Source organism: Streptomyces sp. LS1784 (assembly GCF_020103755.1).
GTDB lineage: Bacteria > Actinomycetota > Actinomycetes > Streptomycetales > Streptomycetaceae > Kitasatospora.
In genome coordinates this window covers 1-24,980 of record NZ_JAHSQD010000068.1, presented here as the reverse complement: position 1 = coordinate 24,980, position 24,980 = coordinate 1, and the positions used below count along the sequence as shown (strand labels likewise).

The following is a 24,980-nucleotide window of genomic DNA, read 5'->3' as shown; positions in this document are numbered from 1 at the left end:
CGAGGGCGGCGCAGGCGCCGGTGCGCAGCGAGGTGCGCGCGGTGAGCGACACCAGGTAGGCCCCGACGGCCCCCACCGGGACGGCCCCCACCGGGACGGCCACGCCGAGCCCGGCGAGCAGCCCCGCGGCCGGTGTGGCCCTCACGAGTGGACGGCGTCGGGCCTCCGGGGGCGGCCGGGCTGCTGCTGGACCCGGGCCGGGCGGGTGGCGGCGGGAGCGTGCAGCGGGCAGGCGGCGGAGTCGGTCACGGGCCGATGGTGACGGCCCGGGGAGGGGGCGGCAAGCGGTCTTCCGGGAGCCCGAGGTAGCGTGGGAGACCCCGTGATCACCGTCCCGAGGAGAATCGATGAACAGTCAGAACGACCCGGTGCGAGCGCTGTTGGCGGAGGCATGGGCCTCCTGGGCGGAGCGGGGTGCGGCCCTGGTCGCCGAGGACTGGGACCGGTCCACCCGGCTGCCCGGGTGGACCGTACGGGAACTGTACGCGCACGTGGCGCCGGTGCCGGAGATGTTCACCGGGCTGCGCGCGGCCGTCCTGGACGGGCGGGCCGAGGTGGTTGACGGGGCCGGCATCCTGCGTGCCTACAACCGGCCCGGCGGTATCGCCCACACCGCCGCCGGCCAGGTCGCCGAGGCGGCGAAGCAGGCCGCCGAGGTGGCCGAACCCGCTGTGCTGATGGCCCGGTTCGGCGTGGAGGGCCCGGCCGCGCTGGACGGCCTCGCGGACCTGCCGCCGGGCACCACGGTGGCGCACCCGCTGCTCGGCAGCGTGACGGTCGGCGCGCTCGGCGAGGTGGCGCTGATGGAGGCGACCGTCCACCTGCTCGACCTGATCGCGGCCGTCGGCGGCCCGCCGCCCGCCGAGGGGGCGCTGCACTTCACCCGCACGCTGCTGGCGGAGGTCGCCGACCCGGCGGCCTTCATCGAGGCGGCGACCGGCCGCAGCGCGGCGGCGGTGCTGCCGGTGATCCGGTAGGGCGGTCGTCCGGTGACAGGTGAGCCGGTGATCCGCTGGGCCGGTCATCAGGTGAGGCGTATGCGTCTCATGTCATGAGCCTTTCAAAGGTGCGGGTTTGCTGTCACGCTGCTGCTCCCGGCCCGCTCCCCCACGAGAGGCACCGATGAGAAGACTCCTGCCTGCCCTGACCGGCGCCGCCCTGTTCGCGGCCACCGGCCTCGCGGTGCTCGCCACCCCCGATGTGGCGAGCGCCGCGGACTGTACACCCGCCCAGGTGGTGGCCAACGGCGGTTTCGAGTCCGGGAGTTCGTCCTGGACGGCGCCGAGCGGTGCGATCACCGCCGACAGTCGCCAGAGCGCGCACTCCGGCAGCTCCTACGCCTGGCTCGACGGTTACGGCTCCAGCCACACCGACACGCTCTCGCAGTCCGTCACTCTCCCCGCCGGGTGCGGCACCGCGACGCTCGGGTTCTGGCTGCACGTCGACACCGCCGAGACGACCGGCAGCACCGCCTACGACAAGCTGACCGTCAAACTCGGCTCCACCACTCTGGCCACCTACTCCAACCTGGACGCCCAGGCCGGGTACGTGCACAAGACCGTCGACGTCTCCGCCTTCGCGGGCCAGACCGTGACGCTCGCCTTCACCGGCGTCGAGGACTCCAGCCTGCAGACCGGCTTCGTGCTGGACGACGTCACCCTGGACGTCTCCGGCGGCGGTACCACCCCGCCCCAGCCCGGCGACCCGACCCGCACCCCGGTCGCGCCGGCGTACACCGTCGACCTCACCAGCGATGCCTCCGGCGGCAGTTGGACCGGGCACGAGAGCGTGACCTTCGGCAACGCCTCGCCCACCCCGCTGAACGAGGTGTACCTGCGGCTGTGGGACAACGCCCACGGCAGCTGCCCCAGCACCCCGATCACGGTGACCAACGTGACCGGCGGCACGCCCTCCCCGCTCACGGTGAACTGCACCGCGCTCAAGATCACCCTGCCGGCTCCGCTCGCGCAGGGCCAGAGCGGCACCGTCGGATTCGACCTCGGCATCACCGTGCCGAGCGGCGCGGACCGGTTCGGCCACGACGGCGCGTACAACTTCCTCGGCAACGCCCTGCCCGTCCTGGCGATACGGGACGCGGCCGGCTGGCACCTCGACCCGTACACCAACAACGGCGAGTCCTTCTACTCGGTGGCCTCGGACTTCACCGTCACCCTGGACCACCCGACCGGCCTGCTGGTGCCCGCGACCGGCACCTCGGTGGACACCCCCGGTGCGGCCGGACGGACCGTCACCAAGGCGACCGCCGGCAAGGTGCGCGACTTCGCCTGGGGCGCCGGGCCGTTCACGAAGATCTCCGGCACCTCCGCGGCCGGGGTGAAGGTCAACGTCTATTCGGTGGCGGGGATCAGTGCGGCCGACTCCAAGTCGATGCTCTCCACCGCGACCTCGGCGGTCGACGCCCACGCCCAGCGCTTCGGTGCCTACCCGTACGGCGAGTTGGACGCGGTGATCGACAACAACTTCTGGTTCGGCGGCATGGAGTACCCGGGTTTCGTCCTCGACCTGGTCAGCACCACGGCGCTCACCCACGAGATCGGTCACCAGTGGTGGTACGGCATCGTGGGCGACGACGAGTACAACGGCCCCTGGCTGGACGAGGCCTTCACCGACTACGCCACCGACCTCGCCCTCGGCAAGACCGGCAACGGCTGCTGGAACAGCGTCTCCTGGGCCTCCTCGGCGGAGAGGATCACCAACTCGATGGCGTACTGGGACGCCAACTCCTCCCGCTACTCCACGGTCGTCTACGGATACGGCAAGTGCGCCCTGCACGACCTGCGCCGGACGATCGGCGACACCGCGATGACCACGCTGCTGCGGAACTACGCGCAGGCGCACTGGTACGGCGTCTCCACCACCGCGGAGTTCAAGGCCGCGGCCCAGGCCGCCACCACCGTGGACCTGACCTCCTTCTGGAGCCAGCACCGCATCGACGGCTGAGCCGTCGCACCCCGGCGTCGCCCCCGGTCCCCGGCCGGGGGCGACGCCCCTCGACGCCCCTGACGCCCCTTGACGCGACGGAGGGCCGGGAGGACGCTGTACGTGTACGACATATACGTGTGCCGTACACGGACAGTCGAAAGCGCGCGGCCAGGAGTCGCGAGCTCCCGGCGTCGACCCGACCGCTGGAGCGATCATGTCAAGCACCCACTACGTGGCGCTGCCGGACAGTTCCCGCGTCCCGCTCAGCGGAGCGCGGGTCATCGGACCGGCCCACCCCCAGACACAGCTGACCGTCACCGTCTACCTGCGGCGCGACCCCGACGCGCAAGCACGGCCCGACGTCTACGAGCTGGCGCTCCAGGCGCCGACCAGACGGACGTTGCCCAGCGACGATCAGTACGCCGCCACCCACCGGTGGCTGGACACCGACCTCAAGGCGGTCGAGGCCTTCGCCGCCGAGCACAACCTCAAGGTCGAGAACCCGAACCCTCCGGCCCGCAGCATCCAGTTGACCGGCACCACCCGGGACGTCGCGGACGCCTTCCAGGTGACCCTGGCCCGCTACCGCTACCAGGACGCCAACGGCAATCCCCGGAGTTACCGCGGCCGTGAGGGCCAGATCTACGTACCCGCGGAGCTGGACGGCATCGTCACCGGCGTCTTCGGCCTGGACGATCGGCCGATCGGCTCACGCCTGCTGATCCGCCGGGCCGCCGACACGGTCCCGGTGGCGCACGCCGCCCCGACGATCCGGCCGGGAGCCTTCCTCCCGCCGCAGCTCCAGGCGCCGTACGCCTACCCGACCGGCACCGACGGGAACGGGCAGTGCATAGCCGTCCTCGCCTTCAACGGCGAGACGCCGCCCGGCGTCCCGTCCGGCGGCTACTCGCTCGATGCCCTGCGGAACTACTTCGTCAACGTCCTGCACCAGGACATGCCGGAGATCACCAACGTGGTGGTCCCGGGCGTCGGCACCCCCGGCAACGAACCGGGTCAGGACACCGACTTCGAGACGGCCGACACCACCGGCGAGATCATGCTCGACCTGGCGGTCGTCGGTGCCCTCGCCCCCAAGGCGAAGATCGTCGTCTACTTCACCACGTTCACCGAACAGGGCTGGGTCGACGTGATCACCCGGATCGTCAATGACACGGAGAACCGGCCCGGGGTGGTCTCCATCAGCTACGGCAACCCCGAAGCCACCCCGGGCGGTCGGTGGACGATCGGGGCGATGAAGCGGGTCGACGCGGCCTTCGCCAGTGCGGCCGAGAAGAACATCAGCATCTGCTGCGCCTCGGGCGACGACGGCTCCCGCGACCAGGCCGACGACGAGCGCGCCCACGCGGACTTCCCCGCCTCCAGCCCGCACGTGCTCGGCATCGGCGGCACCAGCCTGGTGGTCGACAACGGGCAGGTCGTCAGCGAGATCTGCTGGGACGACGGCCCGGGCAGTCGGACGGGTGGCGGCATCAGCAAGGTCTTCCCGGTGCCGCCGTACCAGGCCGACGCCCATGTGCCGCCGTCGGTCAACCCGCCCCACGCCCGCGGGCGCGGTGTGCCCGACGTGTCCGCGCTGGCCGACCCCCAGACCGGCGTGGTCATCCCGAGCGCCGACGGTGTGCACTTCAACCAGATCGGCGGTACCAGTGCCGCTGCCCCGATGTGGTCCGCCCTGCTCGCCCGGGTCAACCAGGGCCTTCCGGGCTCCGCCCAGGTCGGCTTCCTCAACCCGCTGCTGTACGCGAAGTTCGCGACGGGTGTCCTGCGGGACATCACCCGGGGCAGCAACGGCGCGTACGCCTCCGGGCCCGACTGGGACCCGTGCACCGGCCTCGGCAGCCCCGGCGGCCAGAAGCTGCTGAACGGCCTCAAGGCCCTCTGAACCGGACCTCCCCACCCGTTGGGCCCCCGCCTCGGCGGGGGCCCAACGGCAGGCGGATCAGCCCAGGGCGAGCGCGCGGAGGCGGTCGGCCGCGCCGTTGAAGTAGTCCTGGTCACCGGGGAAGGTGCCGGAGTCGGCGAACTGCCAGAAGGTCTGGTAGCCCCAGCCGTTCGGCAGGGTGCCGACGGACGTGGAGTAGCGGGCTATCCAGAGCGGGTTGGTGGTGCCGAAGCCGCCGTTGTTGCCGGTGCACTGGGTCCACCAGTTGGTGGTGGTGTAGATGGTGGGGTACCGGCCGGTGCGGGAGTGCACGGTGTCGCTGAAGTCGCGGATCCAGCTGACCATCGCGCTCTGGCTGAGGCCGTAGCAGGTGGCGCCGTAGGGGTTGTACTCGATGTCCAGCGCGGGCGGCAGGGTCTTGCCGTCGGCGGACCAGCCGCCGCCGTGGCTGACGAAGTAGTTGGCCTGGGTGGCGCCGGAGGAGGCGTTCGGCAGCGCGAAGTGGTAGGCGCCGCGGATCAGGCCCGCGTTGTACGAGCCGTTGTACTGCTGGGCGAAGTACATCGACCGATCCGGTGAGCAGATCGTACAGACCTGGGGGCGCCGAGAGAAGTCGGGAAGGTCCGGCGGCTGACCGCAATTGTCAGTGCGAGCACCATTTACCCACGCGGCGGTTCGAAAAGTGCTCCGACCTGCGAATATGTCCCGTGCAGTCCCGCGTCGAGAGCCCTTCAACAGGCGTTGGGTGGCCGGCTGGAGCCAGCGCGATGGGACCCATGGACCTTCGGTTGAGGGCTTTCACCGGTGAGGATGCCGAGAGCGATCAAGTCTCACGTCTGGGCTTGTTGGACAGGGTCTGCTCGTACCTATGCTGACCTATTGCTGACCGCACCTGATTGACCGTCAGGTGTGCGCTGTGGCCACAAGCTCGGCATAGCTCGGGTGGTCCGGGTTCTTCTTGCCGCTGTCGGCTCAGCGGTGACGCCACAGCGAGTGCAGCCGCAGGACGTCCATCTGCCAGTGCTGTTGGAGTCCGTTCTTCGGGTGTGGCAGCTCCCTGCCGAGTGCTGACGCGACCTCGCGGTAGACCGCAGTCGGGGTGTGTTCACCCGTCACGACAAGAGCGGACAGCAACGGCTCGCCAGCTGGCGTGTCACCGTCGACCCTGGTAAGTAGCTCACGCTGGTCGGACCCTTGGAGCCAGGGAAGTTCGCGGTTCAGCCGTCGGCCGATTCCCGACCAGGTGATGGTGGATTGGTGCCGGGCGACATCCTTCAGGACGCGCCTTACGGTCTCGGCGAGTTCGATGAGCGTGGCCTCCGGGAGGGCGTGGTTCTGCACCACCTCCCCGGGTTTCTCCTTGGCCGTCGCCCGCGCGCCCTCGGCGGCCGTGCTGGTGGCGGCAGCCGGAGGCGCCGAGTCGGCGGGTTCGAGGTGCGAGGAGGCAGCCCCCGTCACAGTGGAACGTTGCTGGGAGCAGATCTCGAACAGCTCCTGAAGATTCTGTGGAACACCGCCGACGAGCTTGCGTCGGAGGATCCTGGCGTGGGCGAGATCGCTGCGCAGGGTGAGCGGGTCCCCGATCTCACCTGCCCGGCGGGCGTTCTCCAGCAAGCTGCGGATGCGGGCCAGGACGTCGTCCGCCTCACGCGAACCGATCCACTTGTGCAGGTCCCTCAGCAGCCGCCGAAGCGTCTTGGCAGTTGTTCCCGACACTCCAGGTGCGCCGAGGAGGCGCACTGACTCCTCACGGATTACGCTCGCGGCGGACACGTCGTAGGCGGCCTTGGCCCGCGCGAAGCGGGACACCAGATCGGCGGCCCGGGCAGCATGGCCGGACGAAGTGTGATCCGCCTGGCGGGCGGCCGGGATCTCGGCTTGCCCCGCTCCGGCGGCGTCTCCGGCCTCGGCAGCGGGTGCGGGCTTGCTGGCGTTCTCGGCCTTGGCGGCGCCTGCTGCTGGGATGGCGCGCTCGGGTCGGATAGGGCGGATTCCCGAGCCGGGTGCGCCCGGCCGGCCGGTGACCGTGGTTCCCGCGGATCGGGTCGCACCGCTGCGGGTGGCGTCTGGCTGCGCCTGGACGGTGTGTCCGAGCACCCTGGCGAGTTCTTCGAGGAGGGCGGGACCGGGCAGCACGACGACGCCCTTGGCACGGGCCGTCTCGAAGTTGCGTAGTTGTCCTTCCGCCTGCCGGATTGCGGTGGCCAGTCGTTCCGCCCGCCTGCCCTGGGTGCGGGGCCGGAGGTCCTGGGCCTCGCGCAGCACCCGCCGTAGCTCCTGGACCTTCGGCGGTTCCCCGTCGTCGGGCCGCGAGCGCGGCGCGGGAGCCGAGGTCGGTGCGAGCCGGTATTGGTCGTGGGTCGCTCGAACGGCCTGCTCGCACCAGCGCTGGAAGGCGGCTTCCGCCGCCGGTATCTCCGCGTCCAGCTGGCGCAGCACGGTTCGCAGGTAGGGGAGGACGCGCCCGGACCGGCCTTGGACCAGGACGCACAGCGGGGCCCGGCCCGGGGGGGGGTCGGTCGACCTCGACGAGGAGGGAGCGCCGCTTCGGGTCGGGCAGGCGCGACAGATCGAAATCGGCCCGCTGGGAGAGTTCCTCCCATGACGTGGTCTCTCCCGCGCGGGCGACCGCGATCAGCACCTGTCGTAGGAGTTCCGCCAGTCGGCTGCGCGGGGCATCGTCGGGTCCGGTCTCGACCCGGGTCGGCGCCGCCTTCGGTGCGGCTGGGGCCGGCGGGTCGGCCGCGGCCGGGTCCTCCAGTGCGACCTCGGGGCGCCAGAGGCCGGTTCGTTCGGCTTCCAGCCCGGACAGCCGGGTGAGGCCGTCGGCATGAACGACCCAGCCGATGTTCCCGCCAGAGGTGTCGAGGTCGTCGACCAGCAACCGGGCCACCCCGTTGAGCCGGTATACGTACTGCTCGGTAGGGGCTGGCACGGCATCGGGCAGCGAGACGTAGGATCGGACGATTCGGCTCGCGGCCGCCTTCACGAACGCCGCGACCAGGTAGCGCCCGGGCACGGTGAAGTGCGACGCGGCCGGGGGAGCCGCGGTCGTGTCCACCGCGAAGACGACCTCCGCGCCCCGGAGTGGCAGACTCGCCGGGAACGGGGTCTCTCCCACGGCGCGGGTGGGCAACGAACCCTCGGCCCGCAATGTGTCCAGTGCAGGGGGAATCAGACCAGCACCGGTCATCCGGCACGACTCCAGCGGCGCCCACGGAATGGCACCAGTGCCGGCGGTCACCAGGCCTATCAGGACGCGGCGGTCGGTTCCCTGCGTCTCGCAGCGGACCCGCAGGGCGTAGCCGCGCCGGGCCACCATGTCGTTGACCACGACACCGTCCCGCCCGAAGACCCATTCGACCCAGCCGGTCTTCGCGCCGAGGCTCTCCACAGCCCGGCGCCAGTTCCGGTAGTCGCTGGGGTGGAGCGCGAACCGCAGGTGCTGCTCGGTGGCGCGTAGCCAGAAATCCACGGCGTCCCCGGGCCCGTGCCCCAGGCTGCGCAGGTCGGCCTGGGCCAGGTGCCCCTGGTCGGCCAGCCAGGCTTTCACATCGCGTTTGATGAAGAGGTGATCGGCATTTTCGACGCCGGTTGCGCTGCGGTGGCAGGTGGGCTTACTGCCGTCACGGTCCGGGTAGTGGGAGAAGTGGCAGACCTTCCACTCATACCGTTTGGTCATCAGCTTCTCGCCGCAGCCGCCCAGGTGCGTGCCGCACCAGAACTGGTCGGTTCCGAAATGGCGTCGGAACTCGTCCAGATTGTGCGGCTCCTCGGGGGCGATGACGGGCCGGTCCGAGTCCGGGCCTCCGATGACGGCTGTCTGTACGCGCCGACTGTCGACTGCTGCCACTGGGTTACCGCCCGATCGGTCCGTCGCTTGCTTGCGGCAGAGGATATGCCAGGGCTGACCGGCAGTCTCGCCATTACCCGAATCGTGACCCGTGTGCGAACCGGCGTGGAGTTCCATCAGCCCGGCCGCCCCACTGCCACCGCGCGTTCCTGGGCAGCGTTGGAGCCCTCTAGGGTGTCGGCCGCTCAATGCCCGCGCCATGGGTCACCTCCGCGCAGACGAAGCGGGCAGAAGCGCGAGAACGTCCGCCAGATCACGCAGCGGGATGCCCTCACGAGCGGGGGCCGACAACAGGGGCCCAGGGCAAGCCCTGGGCCCCTGCTACTTGCGCCTCCTTGCGCCAGATGGAGGTCAGCCGTTCAACTGCGCACGCGCGAACCACTTCTGGTTGTTGTTGGCCGCGCAGGTCCAGACGATCATGCGAGTGCCGTTGGTCGTGATGCCGTGAGGAATGTCGATGCAGAGGCCGGACTGGACATTTCGGATGGTCCCGTCATATCCGCGGATCCATTGTTGGCCCTCGCCGTCCTTGGGGGCGCTACCGCTTGTGGCGTCGCACGGGCGCAGGACGACAGGTGTGCCACTCGTGCTGGCATTGTCCTTGGTGCCGAGGCACTTGCCGGCGTTGGTGATGGTGCGGTCGTCATTGAAGGTGAAGTGCTGGTTGGCTGCGTTCCCGCAGTCGTTTATTGCGAGCTCTCCGCTGCCTCCCCAGTTGTCCAGACAAGTGGCTGTGCGCTGCAGGCTGTGGATGTGGACGCTGGAGTTACTGGTGGCGAGGTTGTTGGCCTGTTGGTCAGTGAGGGCGTAGGGGTACAGCCGGACGTCGCTCACTGCCCCGTCGAGGGCGGGAGTGGCTGGGGAGGAGTTGGTGATTTGGCCGCCGATGGAGAGGGAGCCGGGGGTGGCCCAGGTGCTGGGGTTGATGGTGCTACCGACGGCTTGGCCGTTGACGTAGAGGGTCATGGTCTTGTCGCTGGCGTTGTAAACGCCGATCAGGTGTGTCCAGACACCGACCTGTGGTGCGCTGGTCGAGTCCCAGGCGGCGTAGTAGGCGCTGGTGTTGATGTTGTCGTCCGCGGGTGCGACGAAGGCCCAACGACCAAATGCCTTGGAATACTGGAGGTAGAAGGGGCTGTGCTGGTTGCCTGCGAGGGTCGCGACAGTCTGGTAGCCGTTCGTGTTGTTGATCTTGACCCAGGTGGCGATGCTGTAACTCTGTCGGGTGTCGATATTCGGGCTCTGCGAGCTTCGGTAGTAGCCGCCGTTCAACGCGATGGCGCCGTTCGGAACGCCGTTGTGGTCCGCGACCGCTGTCGGGTTTCCAGTCGTCACGAGGGGGTTGGAGACGGAGCTGTCGACAGCGATGTTGGCGGGTTTGTTGTCGAGGGCGTACCAGACCGGGCTGACCTTGGTGTCGGCGACGGTGACCGGGCCGGCCTCCCAGCCGATTCCGGGCGTGGTGGGGGTGCCGGTGCGGTGGCCCCACCAGATCTGGATCTGGCCGTTGGCACTGCGCCCCCACAAGGCGGGCGCTCCGTTGCCGGTAAGGTCGCCGTCCGAGCCGAGGACGGGATAGTCGTTCGGTGGGACGGCGCCCAGGTACGAGTTGGTGTCGATGCTGACGAGTGTGGGAGCGCTGACGGGCTGGCCCGTGATCGGGTCCAGAATGGGTTCGCCATCGTGGGTCGGCGCGTAGACCCCTGTGGTGAACGTGTAGCCCCTGAGTTCTCCGGTAGTCATGTTGCGCGACCACAAGCCGGGATGTCCCTGGTTGGCCCAGTCGCCGGGGCTGAGGAGTTCCATGTCCTTCCAACCGGTCGCGCTGACGCGCACCGGTGCGCCGAAGCTCGTACCGAGGGTCGGGTAGTACCAGAGTGCGGCGTCGGCTCCGTTCGCGGCCATCTCAGTGGTGAGCAGTCCGGCTCCGTTGCGGAACTGGAGCTTGTAGTCGAGGTCGGAGTGGATCGGGTCACCGACTGAGGCGAGGCGAAGGACGGTCGACCAGTTGGTGCTGTAACCGTCGCAGTAGTGGGAGTCGCTCACGGGGGTTTCGCAGGCGGGCTTGTCGAGGAGCTGCGTGGTGTCGAAGCGGCCGGTGTAGTGGGTGTTGCCCGGGTTGCCGTAGTACCAGAGCTTCGTATCACCCTTGGCGTGGACGATCAGGTCGTCGACGTTCTTGCCGCCGCTGAGTGCGCCGCGGTGGGTGAACTGGATGTCGGTCTTCCAGTCGCCATCCTTGACAGGGGAGTTGGACTTCAGCGCGGCGACCGAAACGGCCGGGCTCTTGGCCAGAGGGTTGCCGGGCACGCTGTAGGCCTGCAAGTTGCCGGCTTGGTCGGCCGTGAGGATGTCGGGGGCTCCGTCGCCGGTGATGTCGCCGAACACCGGAGGCGGACCAGCCGGGTTCCACGGAACGTGGAAGGCATAGGACTGGATCGGCGACTGGTTGCCGGCGTTGTCCATGACCTGCATGAAGAGGATGTTGGTGCCCCAGCTGCCGGGTCGTACGGAGACGCCGCCCTGTGGCCGGGCAGCTCCGCATTGCCAGGTGCTGCCCGCCAGCTGAGGATCCCAGCCCCATCGTGCACAGGCGACGCCCGACGGCGTTCCACCGCTGGGAGCCGGGTCGACGGCATTGAACGGGACGACGCCCCAGTCACCGAGACGCTTCTTGCTCGTCTGCCCGTTGCCGGCGGGCGGGAACTGGTCGGCGAGCGCGTCGTCCGAGAGCTGGTCGTAGAGCGTGGGGAAACTCAGCTGCGGCGGAGTGACGTCCACCGCGAACCGACAGATGGGCGTGGAATCAGAGAGACCCACAAGCATGTCGCCGGCCATGATGCTGTAGCCGTACGCGTGACCGTCCTGAATGACGTTGAAGGGTACGACGAACGCCGCGTTGCCGCCGTTGGTGACGAGGTCGGAGAAGCCGCCCGCGACATCGGGAGCCCCAGGGAGGTTGTAGTCCCAGATGTGCGACCAGGAGTACAGCTGGTTCTGCACAGGGCTCGAGACGGTGGCGTTGAGGGTGACAGCCCCCTGCGCCAAGGCGCTTGAGTTCAACCAGCCCCATGGGGCGCCTGCGCACCCCTGGGTGGCCTGACTCGGGTCCATCGTCTTCGGAACCGGGTAGACGTACTGGTCGGTGGGGGTGTTGGGCGTGCGGTCGTAGGTGACGGTGAGGCTCGCGCCGTAGTCGAAGCGCTTGAACGCGTTGACGTTGTTCTCGTCCGCGGCTTGCAGTCCGACGGTCAGGACGTTGTTGGCCGGGATGTATTGCTTGAGACCGTCGAGGTTCCAGTAGGGGACGTCGACGTTGTCATGGCAGGGGTTGCGCCCGGATCCTGCGACCTGGGTCGAGTCGAGTCGTCCGCCGACCGGCATCGGCTTGTTGTTCCACACGGTGCCGGAGTTGATCTGGCGATCGACGAGGTAGACGTCGACACCGTAGGTCTTGTTGCAGTCCCAGTCGGCGGAGATGTACTCCCAGAAGTCCAGGCGGACGCTATTGATGATGGCTCCGCGCAGGTCGCTCGTGTCGAACTGGAAGTAGGAGCGCATGAGGTCGGAGGGGTTGCAGCTGGGTGCGCTGGGATACACGCCGCACCTGCCGACGCCCAGGTGGTCGGTGTCGTTGGGGCCGTTGAGGTTGTAGTGGGGTGTGTTCGGGTACTTCGACTGGACGTATGTCGAGCCGTTGCTTCCACGCGACCACGGAATCCAGTCAGGGTCGATGAAGTACGGCGCCGTGCCCGTGGAGAGGACGGCTTGATCGGTCGTCAGATCGATGCCCGTGTTGGAGACGCTGACCGGCATGGTGGAGACCTTGGCTCCGGCGCCGGGGCCGTCGGGGCTGCTGGAGGCGGGATCTGCAGCCTTGCCCGGGGCGTCGGTGCCGGCTGTCGGCGCAGGGGCGGGTGTGCCAGTGGTGGGCGTCGGCTGCGCCGCCTGCGCCATGGTCCTGGCGGCTGTCGTGGGTGCCGGTGTCGGTGTGGGCGGGGTGTTGACGGGCGCTGCGAGGGTGCTGTCCCACATGCGGGGCGCCGGGGCGGTCCAGCGCGGTACGCCATCGGAGTCGGCCGCAGTGACGTTGTGGTCGGCGTCCGACGTGATGGAGACACCGTCGGTCTTCGTGCCGAAGTGGAGGTTCTTCAGTGCCGGGTTGGCGGCCGCCTGCGCGGTCTTGACGACGAGCACCGTGCGCACACTGCCGTTCTTGCCGACACTGACCCTGAGATCCGTGTCGGGCCCGATCACTCCGGGATAGAGCAGGGAGTTGCCCTCGACACGCGGGGCAGGCAGGTCGAACGGCGCGCTCAGGGAGAGCTTCTTGCCATCCGAACTGGTCATGGTGGCCAGTGGGCCGTTCCCGCCGGCGGAGAGCGCGACACCCGACGGGACGGCCCTGGGGGAGTACGTGCCGCCCGCGTGCGCGGTCAGGGTGGCGTCCAGTGCCTGCCAGGTCCCGTCGATCTTGAGCCGTTGCTGGTCGGGGTGCCGGACTTGCCGGAGGTGTCCATCCGGAGTGGCGAGCGTCTCGGTGAACTCCGTGGCCAACCGTTCAATCGGGACGTCCTTGCCAGTGGCCTTGGCCTGGGCGAACACGGCATCGTCCGGAAGCTGCGGGCGGTCTTTCCGATGCGAGGCATCAGCCGCGTCCATGACGTCGGTGCTCGGTATGCCGCCGGCGTTTTGGTCGGCAAAGGCCACAGGTGACGTGACACCGACGGTGAGCATCGTAGCGGCGAAGGCTGAGAGCAGGCGGGGCCACCCATGGGGGCGGCGTCCGCGTCTGCGCGGTGGACCAGGTGGAGTTTTGGGCATGCCGAAGCGCTCCCGGAAGTGACGAGGGTGCGGTCACCGCCGGGTATCTGGCGGATACACACAGGACACGCACAACCTGTCGCATCGCCGGATGGTCCGTCAACTGACGGTCGGTGTGAATGCCCGATTTGCTGATGTCGGTGGCCTTTGCCAAGCGGGGTGATCTAGATCACCTTGCTCTAATCGAATCCTCATCTCGACTGACATGTCGACAAGTCCGTAGAGTCGCCGACGTTTTCGTGGCCGTCCCTGTGTCTGCGAACCGGCATCGGGACTCATTTGGGGGGTTCGGTGTTACTTCGTCGTGTCCGTTCTGCGCGTAGACGGGCTGTCATCACGACCGGACGTTCACGGGTCGCACTGCTGAGCACCTTGGCGGTAGTCGCGGCGTTACTGACTCCGGTTGCCGGGCCCGCGTTCGGTGCCACGGTCGATGAGAACAAGATTTGGTCCCCGCCTGACACGCCGTTGCCGAGAACTCCTTCGGTCTCCGGCAGGGATGCGGCCCCTCCAAACCCAGCCGCTCCACCTACGGGCACTGCGGACTGGGTGCCGCCGAAGTCGCCGACCGTTGTGCAGCGTGGCAGTGCCACCGTGGACCTCTCCGCACGCCCGGCGACTGAGGCGCAGGTGGCGTCGGGAGGCTCGGATGTGCCCGCCCCCGTTCAGGTGCCTGCAGGTGCGTCGCATCAGGCCGGGGCGTTGCCGGTCTGGCTCGCCCCGGTGGCGGCGGCAACGGGGCAGAGCTCTGCATCGCCCGGTGCCGACGTTGCCGCCAAGGGGGGTCCGGCAACTTCGGGCCCCGTTCTCCGAGTAGAGGTGACCGACGCCAAGGCTGCCGAGGCTGTGGGATCCCACGGCGGCCTTGTCACCCTCACGCCTACGTCCGGCGCCGGTGGCAAGGTCCAGGTGGCGTTGGATCCCGAGCTGATCAGCGGGGGCATCGGCGCCGGGTGGGCCCAGCGAGCCAGTCTCTATGCCCTGCCGGCCTGCTCACTGACCACTCCCCAGTCGGGAGGCTGCCGGGAGCGCACGCCTGTCGCGTCCCACTACGACGCCGACACCAAGCGGCTGGTCGCAGAAGTGGACCTGGCGTCATCGACGACGGGGGGACCGGTCCAGGGCGGTGCCTCCGCCAAGTCGGCCACGACGTTCACACCGATGGTCCTCACCCTGGATGCGCCGACCGACACTGGCGGTGGTGGCGGCGGAACCTTCAGCGCAACCAGCCTTACCCCGAGCCAGGCGTGGACCGCTGGTGATGCATCCGGTTCATTCAACTACACCTATCCGATCCAGTCTCCGCCGACCCTCGGTGGCACCGCTCCCCAACTCGCTCTCGGGTACAGCTCGGCCTCGGTGGACGGCCGCACGTCGTCCACCAACTCGCAGGCCTCATGGCTCGGTGACGGCTGGGACCTCGGTACCGGGTTCGTCGAGCGGGTCTACAAACCGTGCTCCAAGGCAGGCATCGCGGGATCCGGCGACCAGTGCTGGGGCGGGGCCAACCTGACGCTCTCGCTCGCAGGTCATTCCGGTGAACTGGTCCCGAAGGACGGCTCGTGCGCCACCGAGACCGCCACGGACGAGCAGTCCAAGTGCACCTGGCACCTCAAGAGCGATGACGGCAGCCGCATCGAGTTCCTGACCGGCGCCAGAAACGGCACCTGGAACGGCTCCTACATCAAGCTCACCGACGCGTCGGGCACCGCCTACTACTTCGGCCTCAACCACCTGCCGTCCGCCAGCGGTGGCGCAACGGCCACCGGGCCGGACTCCAACTCCGCTTGGACCGTCCCCGTCTACTCTCCCAACACCGGCGACCCCTGCTACAACGCCGCCCAGGGGCAGGCCTCGTGGTGCCAGATGGCCTGGCGCTGGAACCTCGACTACGTGGTCGACGTCCACGGCAACCTCGCCACCTACAACTACATCCCTGAAACCAACTACTACGCACGGGGTGCCGGCCAGAACCGCGGCAACGGCGTCAACACCGCCTACACCCGCGGCGGTGTCGTCCGGACCATCGCCTACGGCCAGCTGCTGACCGACCAGATCGCAGCAAACGGCAACTACCAGGCCGCATCGAGAATCGTCCTCGACAGCGGCGAACGCTGCCTTACCAGCCCCACCGCATGCGACCCAGGGCAGCGGACCGCCGCCAACGCGGTCAACTGGCCCGACGTACCGCTCGACAAGCAGTGCCAGCAGAACGACCCCTGCTCCAACAGCGGACCGAGCTACTGGACAACCAAGTGGCTCAACACCATCACCACCCAGATCCGCTCGGGCAGCGATTACCGTGATGTCGACACTTACGAACTGACCCACGTCTTCAAGCAGGTCGAGAACCCCACAGAGAACACCGCCGTCCCGTGGCTCGCGTCGATTCGGCGTACCGGCAAGGACAATGCCAACGGCCAGGCCGAGGTCAAGGTCCCGCTGGTCACATTCGCCAACACACTGCTGCGCAACCGTGTCGACGGCCCGGGCCCTGCGCGTCCTGAGTACAACCGGCCGCGCATGGCCGTCATCACCACCGAGACCGGCGGCACCATCGGCGTCGACTACTACTCCGCCTCCTGCTCCCGGACCGCGGGCGTCATGCCGACCTCCGCGGACAACAACAAGCTGGCCTGCTACAACGTCAAGTGGTACCAGACCAACGCCAAGGCCACCGACCCGCCGGTTGACGACTGGTTCCTGCGCTACCCGGTCAAATCCGTCACGGTCGACCCGCGATCCGACCTCGTCAAGGGCGCTCTCCCGCAGACGACGACCTACACGTACGGCGACGCGGCCTGGCACCGCAACGACTCCCCGTTCATCGAGGACAAGGACCGCACCTGGGACGAGTTCAGAGGGTTCGCCTCCGTCACCGCCGTCACCGGCAACGGCAACGACGGCATCAAGGGCAAGACCTCCCGCACCTACTACCAGGGCATGGACGGCGACATCACCACCACGGGCACCCGCTCGGTGAAGGTGAAGGGCCCCGTCAGCGCAGCGGTCCAGGACTCCGACTGGCTGTCGGGGGAGGTCCTCGAAAGCGACACCTACGCCAGCGCCGACGCCACCGCGCCGGTCGCCTACAGCATCAACACCCGCGCCGGGGAGGTGGAGACCGCCACGCATGCGCGCGGAACCCTGCCACCACTGATAGCCCGATACTCGGCCACCACGTCCGTCACCACCGCGGGAGCCCTGAAGAGCGACGGCAGCTGGCGCACCACCACAGAGACCACCACCAGCGACCCCAAGCACTCCAACCGCCCCAAGACCGTCCTCAGCGCAGCCGACGGCACGCCGGACGTCTGCGCTCGCACGTCCTACGCCGCCAACAACGATCCGGTCATGGCCGGCATGGTGGCCGAGACCATCTCCATCTCCGGGGCCAACGCCTGCACCACCGCTGCCACTGCGGCCAACACCATCAGTGGCGCCCGAACGCTGTTCGACAACCAGCCCTACGGCTCCGCCGGCTCCAAGGGCCTCGTCAGCGGCATCCAGGCCCTCGACGGCTACGACACCAACGGCAACGCCCGCTGGATCACCACTGGCCTGACCACCTACGACGCCTACGGTCGTACGGTCACCGTCACCGATCCCACCGTCACCGACGCCAAGCACCCCTCCGGTGCGACCACCACCACCACGCGCAACTCCGCCAACCCCGGTGAACTGCCCAACCAGACGACGATCACCGCCCCGGCACCCGCCGGCGCCCCCGACGCGGACACCGGCCGCGTCTCAACCGTCACCCTCAACCCCGCCCGCTCCCTGCCCCTGGTGAGCACGGATGCCAACGGCCGCGCCATCACGGAGGCTTATGACGGCCTCGGCCGGCTCACTTCCGCGTGGCAGGCCGGCCGGACCACCGCCGATCCGGCCAGCCAGACCTTCACCTACGACCTCAACGGCTCGGCGAAGCCCAGCACCATCACCAGCAAGACACTTCGGGCTGACGGCAGTTACGCGACGTCCATCCAGATCCTGGACGGACTCGCACGGGTCATCCAAACCCAGTCGGATCCCGCGATCTCCGCGTACAGAGGCCGACTGATCACCGACACGTACTACGACTCCCAAGGCCGCACTCCGCGCGTCAACAACACGTACTACAAGGACCTCGTGGGTCCGAGCACCACCCGCTTCGAGCCCGACGACGCGACCGTCCCCAACCAGACCTACACCGTCTACGACGGCATGGGCAGGGCCGTCAGCACGCAGACCCGGGCCTTCGGAGTCACCCAGTCCACCATCACGACCGCCTTCCCGGGCGTCGATCGCACCGACGTCACGCCTCCGGCCGGAGCGACCCCGGCCAGCAAGGTCACCGACTCGCGCGGCCGCACGACCCAGCTCTGGCAGTACCGCACGCCCACCGCCACCGGCAACCCGGTCGACGCCGACATCACGACGTACACCTTCAACCCGGCGGGCAAGGAGACGTCCCGTACGGACGCTGCCAGCAACACTTGGAGCTACAGCTACGACCAGCGTGGCCGTGCGACCGGCGCGAGCGACCCGGACACCGGCAACAGCACCACCGTCTACGACAACTCCGGACGCATCACTTCCACCACGGACGGCCGTGGTAAGACCATCGCGACCACGTACGACCTCCTGGGCCGCAAGACCGGGACATACGACGGCAGCGTTGCCCCGGCCAACCAGTTGACCGGCTTCGCCTACGACACCGTCGCCAAGGGGCAGCTCGACAGTTCCACCCGCTACTCCAACGGCGCCTCCTACACGAAGGCCGTCCTCAGCGTCGACATTGCCTACCGTCCGACCAAGACCACCCTGACCATCCCCGGAAGTGAGATCGGCAAGACCGGAAACGTCACCTTTACCAGCAGCGCCAAGTACGACCCCATCAGTGGCGCACTGGCCGAAGAGACCCGGCCCACGGTCGGCGATGTCTTCTCCGAGACCATCCAATACGGTTACGAAAAATACGGACCGCTCCTGAATTTCGGCGCACTCGCCGGCAGGAAGTACGACCTCCAGTCGGACTACGACGCCTACGGCCGCAACATCCGCTCCACCATGAACCCGTGGGGCACCCAGGTCGTCACGACCAACACCTACGACGAGTCGACCGGACGTCTGCTCACCCAATTCGTCGACAAGCAGACCTCGACCACCGGCGTCATCCAGAACACCACCTACGCCTACGACCAGTCCGGACGCATAACGGCGATCCGCTCCATCCCGGACAGCGACCCGAGCGCCACGGACCTCCAGTGCTTCGGTTACGACTACCTTGGACGCCTGACCACCGCCTGGACCGACACGGGCCGGCTCGACCAGCTGCCCGGTCCCACCGTCGGGGGGCAGGGCGCGTGTGCCAACAACAGCCCCACGAGCGGAGCTCAGGGACCTGCGCGGACCACCGTCGGTGGGAGCGTCCCGTACTGGTACACCTACCAGTACGACCTGACGGGCAACCGCACGCAGTCCGTCGCCCACGACCCGGGCGGCGACACCACCAAGGACACGACGGTCACCCAGACCTTCCCGTCCAGCGGTACCCGCAACACCCCCACCAGCGCGCCCAACACCGGCGGTGGCACCGGTGGCCCGCATGCCCTGCTCACCTCCAGCAGCCGCACCGGCAACAACGCGCCGACCACCAGCACCACGCAGTACGACCAGGTCGGCAACACAACTGCCATCACCGACACCGCCGGCACGGCGACGCTCACCTGGAACAGCGAAGGCAAGCTCGAATCCCTCGCCAAGACCAGCGCGGGCACCACGACATACCTGTACGACCCTGAAGGCAACCAGCTGATCCGCCGGAACCCCGGCAAGACCACCATCACCATCGGCGACGACGAACTCGTCTACGACACCAACACCAAAGCCACAGCCGGCGCCCGCTACTACAGCATCCCCGGAGGCACCACCCTCGTCCGCCAGGGCGGAGGCCTGCTCACCTACCAGATCGCCGACCACCACGGCACCGGCGGCCTGGCGATCGACTCCGCTACCCTCACCGAAACCCGCCGACCGACCGACCCGTTCGGCAACCCCCGCGGCACCCAGCCCTCGGCATGGGCCGGCGACCACGGCTTCGTCGGCGGCACCAAGGACGACGTCACCGGCCTCACCAACCTCGGCGCCCGCCAGTACCAACCAACCACGGGGCGCTTCCTCAACCCGGACCCGATCCTCAGCAGCGCCGACCCGCAGCAGTGGAACGCCTACGCCTACAGCAACAACGATCCGGTCAACAGATCCGACCCGAGCGGCCTGTTCTCGTTCGACATCATCGCCAGCATCATCAGCAACGCCTCGAATGCGGTTGCGACTGCCGTAGAGACGGTTGTGACCGCAGCGACCGAGCACCCTGAATCCGTACAGCACATCTTCGCTGTTCAGAAGGCGGATGATTCGAAGAAGAAGGCTGATGAAACCAAGCAGAAGGTAATGAATGCCGGCAAGCAGCTGGCGAAGATTGCCGCTGACGAGCTCGGTATCACTGATGCCTTTGACTGTGTCACCAAGGGGGACCTCGGAGCCTGCGGCGAGACCGCCCTCAACGTCGTCACCAGCCTCATCGGTGGCGGCCCGCTTTCCAAGCTCGCCAAGAAGTACGCCTTCCACTGGGACAAGGCCTGGGAACTGGTCAAGACCATCAAACGGCTCGCCAGCGAACTCTGGGACGGCTTCCAGGCCTGGCGCAAGGAATCCAAGCTCGCCCGCGAAGCCGAACAGGTCGCTGCCGCCAGTTGTCCGATCGGAGGCGTGAAACACAGTTTCACGCCAGGAACACTAGTCCTACTAGCCGACGGCAGCAGTAAACCCATCAAGGACGTCCAAGCCGGCGACTCCGTCCTCGCCACCGACCCCCAAACCGGCGAGACCACCACCGAGCCCGTCACCAACGTCATCATCACGCCCGACGACCACGAGTTCACCGACCTCACCCTCACGTCCGACGCTGGACCCCGGACCCCGCCCGTCACCAGCACCTCCACCCAGCACCACCCCTACTGGAACGAAACCACCCAGCGCTGGACCGAAGCCGCCAACCTTCACCCCGGCGACCAACTCCGCGCCGCCAACGGCACCCTCCTCGCCGTCCAGACCATCCACAACTACGAAACCGCTCCCCAGGAAGCCCGCAACCTCACCGTCGCCCAGCTCCACACGTACTATGTGCTCGCCGGATCTACGCCAGTCCTGGTCCACAATTGCGGCCAGGTCGAATACGGCGGCAATGAACTCAGTCAGGCAGTCATACAGGAAAGACTGAAGACGGGAAAGAAGAACAATAATTTTGCGGCGGTGAGGTACACCGACGAGGACGGGGTCTCGCAGATTGCAGTCGCATTCTCCTCGCAGGGCTTGGGAAATCATGCTGAGCGTAAACTGCTCAGGCAGTACGGGGACTCAATCACTGAAGCCTATTCAGAATTCCAGCCATGCACCGGGACGAATAAATGTCGTAGTAGGCTAGCCGAGGCTGGCATACCAACGACTTGGACTTGGGGGTGGACCACCTCGGCTGAGGGCTCCGCCGCAAGGTCCGCCAGGGGTAAAGCGGTGACTTCGATGTTCAGGGATGCCATATCGGGTAACTGGTAAGGTGGTTCCAGTATTGCGGTTGGCCCGCCACCCACGTAGGTGGCGGGCCAACCGTATAGCTCTGAGAATGGAGACGGGCGCTGATGGCTAACTATCGCTATTCGATCGGATATGTCGCATGTGTGAGGAACTCTGCTGCGCGCGATTACCTTTCCTCGGTCGGGCTGCCTGTCGAACATGTCCTTTTTTCGGCCGCGGAAGATGCTGGCGGCGGTGTCGAGAGCGCTGGAGGCCGCAGCCTTCTAGAATTGGGATTCGGAGGGGATGGTGATGATGCGTACTGCATTGACTGTGAAACCGGAGAGGTGTTCTACCGGGGCAGTGGCGACCCGTCTCTATATTTCGTTAATTCATCGCCGCAGAAGCTGTCTGAATTCTTGAGTGTATTTGAGTTTGAAGTTGCTCGATCCACAGTCGAAGATGATCTGGAAACGCTGGAAGAACTTGCAGATTTGCTGGGGAGGTCATTCGGTGAAATTGATCCATCGGCCCTGCGGGACGATCCAGGGTTTTGGCGTTCAATTCTCTTTGATGTGGCAATCGGCGACTATGTGGATGATGAATTGTAACCTCCTTGAGGTTGCGTGAATCGCATCGCTGGGCGGTGTTGATTTCTGCCGCCAGTGCATCCAAGATGGCCTATTGCTCGTTAATATCGGCGAATCGTGACCTGCTGGAGCATGCATAAGAATTTCGTCTGGCTCCGCCGTGGGGCCGACGGCCGAATGGCGCAATAATGTTTGCGGTGGGTCAATTTCCGATGGGCGTGCACCTGGCACAGGCTTGGGCCCCTCCGTGAGAATTCGGAGGGGCTCAAGTGGTCTTTGACGGCAGTAGTTGACGGCAACGTCAGCGGACGGATGCTGCACCAAGCGGCGGGTCGTCGCCGTCGTCCGGCTCGGCAGCGGTCTCGGGGGGCTTGCCGAGCGTGCGGCTGAGGACGTCGATGGCGTCACGCTGGAGACAGAGCCGGACGTGGGCATACACCGTCGCGGTGACGCCGATGTGGGCATGACCCAACAGCTCCTTGATGACGACGAGTTCGATGCCCTGTTCCAGGAGGAGTGTCGCGGTCGAGTGCCTCAGGTCGTGAAACCGGATCGCCCGCACGCGGGAGCGGCGGAGCATCGCTTTGAAGTGCCGAGTGAGGGTGGCGGGTTCGATGGGGTGGCCGTCCGGGCGGGTGAAGACGAAGCCATTGTCCACCCACTGTGCGCCGGCCTGTTGCTTCTCGCGGGCCTGCCGGTCGCGGTGCTCGCGGAGCGAGGCGACGCAGGCGCCGGGGAGGGCGATGCGGCGTTCCGAGCTGATGATCTTGGTCGGCAGGGTGGTGAGGCCGCCGGTCCGGGTGCGCTGGAGTGCAGCAGACGCTGGCGGTGCCAGCGTCGAGGTCGAGGTCTTCCCAACGCAGGCCGAGGAGCTCGCCCTTGCGGAGTCCGGTGCGGAGGGCGAGTTCAAATAGGGCGTGCAGGCTGTGGCCCTGCGCAGTGGTGAGGAAGGCACGGGCTTCGTCGGCGGTGAGGGGTTCCCCACCCCACCGGGCTGTGGGGCTGCGACGATGCCTTCCTCCACGATGGGCTGCTCGCCGGCGATGGCGCGCAGCCGAGTGTCGGCATCGGCCGGCAGCTGCGGTGCGGGCAGCCGACGGGCCCCCCGCTCTCACGCGCCCACTAAGGTGCGCGGGTCGAAGGGCTCGCCGTCCCAGCCATGGGTGGAGAAGCCGCTTCCACCGGACAGGTAGAGGGTGAGGGCGGCGTGGGAGGTTGGGAACATTGGCAGCGGCAGCGCGTCGGTCGGGGTCCAGGTGACGGCGAGGTGCTTGCCCGGCTCGGTGTTCGTCAGCTCGCCGCGCCAGGCGGTGGCGAGGAACACCGACAGCAGGAACGGCCCCTTGCCGTCCCAGCCGGCGCGGACCTGGATGGTGTGGACGAGCCGCAGGTCCTCGGGCTTGACGATCAGCGCGGTTTCCTCTCGGAGTTCGCGGGCGGCGGCCTCGTCGAGGCGCTCACCGACCTCGACTTTGCCACCGGGGATCGTCCATGCAGGGGTCGTGCTCCAGTTGTTCGCCGCGTAGTGGATCGTTGCGACCAGACCCTGGGGCTGGTCGTGGGCGATCACGGCCACGGCTTGGCGAAGGCTCTCCACAGTGCTACCTCCAGGAATGTTCGGTGGTGTCGATTTCAGACGGTCGACGCGGGGCGGCGCAGCTGGTCCAGAACGGTGCGGGCGTAGCCGAGGATCTCCTCGTCGTGGTGGTGGTCGAAGGCCCAGCGCAGGGCGGCGGGGCAGTCGATGGCGGCCCAGGCCCGGCACGCCGTCCACTCGTCGGCGGTGAGGTCTCGCCCGTAGCCGGCGAGGAACGCCGCCCGGAGGTCGGGCCGGTGCGGGGTGAGCTGGAGCATGACCCGCATCAGGTCGCGGCGCACCGGCTCCTCGACCTGGCTGCGCTCGAAGTCGATGACGCCGACGATCAGGTCGGCGCCCTGGTGTTGGACGAGCCAGTTCCGCGGGCCGAAGTCGCCGTGGCAGGTGGCGAGAGCGGTGTGCGGGGGCTCGGTTCGGGTGGCCTCCGCCAGGACCTCGGTGTCCTCCGCCGACAGCAGGGCGTCGCGGGCGCGGGTGAGCGCCCGCTCACGTTCCTGGTTCCAGGGCAGCCGCTCGCCGACCACCCCGCTGGAGGTCGGGTGGGCGTGGATGCGTGCCGCGAGCAGGCCGGCCTGCCGGTACACCTCACACTCCTCGGCCGGGCTGAGCGCGGCGTTGACGGCCGAGACACCGGGCAGCGCCGTGGTGACGACGAGCAGTGTCCGGCCGTCCTCGGCGAGCAGGGTCGGGGCCCGGCCGGGGCCAAGGGCCGGTGCGATGTGCCGGTAGGCGGCGGTCTCGCGCTGGTGCATGAGTGCGTTCTTGTGCCGCTTGGCGAACAGGCGGCTGCCGTCGCCGGTGCGGATCTCCCACACTGTCGTCCTCCCTGTGGGGTCGGGCGAGCATGCGCCCAGCAGCTCGTACGGACCTGCCGTCTCGCGCAGCAGCCGGGCGGCGTCGTCGGGGACGGTGGGCGTGGTCATGCGGGCCAGCCGACGGTGGAGAGCCGGCTGCCGCAGGCGATCTCGGCGAGGGCGTGCGCGGTGTAGGGCACGATGTCGTCCGGCAACCGGCCGAGCGACCACCAGCGCAGCTCCTCGCACTTGTGCGGCTCCGCGTTGCGCACCCGGCCCTCGTAACGGACGGGGTGGAAGAAGAGCTGGAGGCGGCTGCGCCCGTCGTCGGCGTCGAGGTGGTGCAGCGTGTGGACGAGCTCGAGGTCCTCTTCGGCGATGGTGATGCCGAGTTCCTCCTCGGCCTCGCGCGTCATGGAACGGGTGATGGGATCGCCCTGTTCCATGTGCCCGGCCGGGAGGTGCCACAGGCCGGCGGCGTAGCGGGTGTTGCGGCGCCGCCCGAGCAGCACAGTGCCGTCGTCGACCAGGGCGAGGTGGACGCCGACGACCAGGGTCAGCGGGTCCGTCTCGGGCGTGCGGGTTGCCCTGTCCGCTGGGTGGCCGGTGTGGTCGAACTGGGTCACGAGTTCCTCCCGGTGGGCTGGTCGGCCGCCGCGGCGAGAAGTGGCAGGTAGTGGTACATGTAGGGCGGGACCTTGAGGTCCAGTACCTCGGCGAGGGGGACCATGCGTACGGCCAGGCCCTCGTCGCCGAGTCGCAGGTCGCTTTCGGGGCCGTCCCAGTGGGCGTGCAGGACTCGGACGAGCGGGGAGACGAGGTCGTGCTGCGGGCCGGGCACCGGCCGTACCCGGGTGATCTCGATCCCGGCCTCCTCGCGGACCTCACGGGCCGCGGTCTCCTGCGGGGCTTCGTCGGC

11 protein-coding genes and 2 pseudogenes are annotated in these 24,980 nt (G+C 68.1%); 5 read left to right on the top strand and 8 right to left on the bottom strand.

Annotated features, from left to right (window positions below; genetic code table 11):
- The first annotated feature begins 347 nt into the window (after window positions 1-347).
- From KS423_RS11510 to KS423_RS11500, 3 genes are all read left to right on the top strand, one after another.
- Complete coding sequence (locus KS423_RS11510; RefSeq protein ID WP_224277959.1) at window positions 348-977, top strand: maleylpyruvate isomerase N-terminal domain-containing protein; 630 nt, start codon at window positions 348-350, stop codon at window positions 975-977.
- A 145-nt stretch (window positions 978-1,122) separates the two neighbouring features.
- The gene (locus KS423_RS11505) at window positions 1,123-2,961 is read left to right on the top strand and encodes a M1 family metallopeptidase (RefSeq protein ID WP_224277950.1); all 1,839 of its coding nucleotides are present in this window, start codon (window positions 1,123-1,125) and stop codon (window positions 2,959-2,961) included.
- A 196-nt stretch (window positions 2,962-3,157) separates the two neighbouring features.
- Window positions 3,158-4,846, top strand: a complete 1,689-nt coding sequence (locus KS423_RS11500; RefSeq protein WP_224277948.1) for a protease pro-enzyme activation domain-containing protein — start codon at window positions 3,158-3,160, stop codon at window positions 4,844-4,846.
- A 57-nt stretch (window positions 4,847-4,903) separates the two neighbouring features.
- Here the strand turns inward: KS423_RS11500 and KS423_RS11495 are convergent.
- The 3 genes and pseudogenes from KS423_RS11495 to KS423_RS11485 all read right to left on the bottom strand — a co-directional run.
- Window positions 4,904-5,407, bottom strand: a pseudogene (locus tag KS423_RS11495) (GH25 family lysozyme); the annotation flags it as partial.
- 411 nt (window positions 5,408-5,818) lie between these two features.
- A complete protein-coding gene (locus tag KS423_RS11490; RefSeq protein ID WP_224277947.1) occupies window positions 5,819-7,285 on the bottom strand; it encodes a hypothetical protein in 1,467 nt (488 codons plus the stop codon).
- A gap of 1,765 nt (window positions 7,286-9,050) precedes the next feature.
- Window positions 9,051-13,436, bottom strand: coding sequence for a LamG-like jellyroll fold domain-containing protein (locus KS423_RS11485; RefSeq protein WP_224277946.1), 4,386 nt, complete (start codon window positions 13,434-13,436; stop codon window positions 9,051-9,053).
- Window positions 13,437-13,895: 459 nt separating this feature from the next.
- Here KS423_RS11485 and KS423_RS11480 point away from each other — a divergent pair, with 459 nt between their 5' ends.
- Window positions 13,896-21,122, top strand: a complete 7,227-nt coding sequence (locus KS423_RS11480) for an RHS repeat-associated core domain-containing protein (RefSeq protein WP_224277944.1) — start codon at window positions 13,896-13,898, stop codon at window positions 21,120-21,122.
- An 83-nt stretch (window positions 21,123-21,205) separates the two neighbouring features.
- Window positions 21,206-21,691, top strand: coding sequence for an SUKH-4 family immunity protein (locus KS423_RS11475; RefSeq protein ID WP_224277942.1), 486 nt, complete (start codon window positions 21,206-21,208; stop codon window positions 21,689-21,691).
- Window positions 21,692-21,971: 280 nt separating this feature from the next.
- On the opposite strand, the pseudogene KS423_RS11470 reads toward KS423_RS11475, so the two are convergent.
- The 5 genes and pseudogenes from KS423_RS11470 to KS423_RS11450 form a co-directional block, all read right to left on the bottom strand.
- A pseudogene (locus KS423_RS11470) lies at window positions 21,972-22,650 on the bottom strand (site-specific integrase); the annotation flags it as partial.
- Window positions 22,651-22,781: 131 nt separating this feature from the next.
- Entirely contained in the window at window positions 22,782-23,267 is a 486-nt protein-coding gene (locus KS423_RS11465) for an NUDIX domain-containing protein (protein ID WP_224277940.1), read from the bottom strand.
- Between the two features lie 35 nt (window positions 23,268-23,302).
- Window positions 23,303-24,190: an aminoglycoside phosphotransferase family protein gene (locus KS423_RS11460; protein WP_224277939.1), complete on the bottom strand. Its 888-nt coding sequence runs from the start codon at window positions 24,188-24,190 to the stop codon at window positions 23,303-23,305.
- Window positions 24,187-24,687: an NUDIX domain-containing protein gene (locus tag KS423_RS11455; protein WP_224277937.1), complete on the bottom strand. Its 501-nt coding sequence runs from the start codon at window positions 24,685-24,687 to the stop codon at window positions 24,187-24,189. The genes KS423_RS11460 and KS423_RS11455 overlap by 4 nt, the downstream gene beginning before the upstream one ends.
- The coding region (locus KS423_RS11450) for an NUDIX hydrolase (RefSeq protein ID WP_224277935.1) at window positions 24,684-24,980 on the bottom strand (297 nt) is incomplete at its 5' end. The genes KS423_RS11450 and KS423_RS11455, both read right to left, overlap by 4 nt.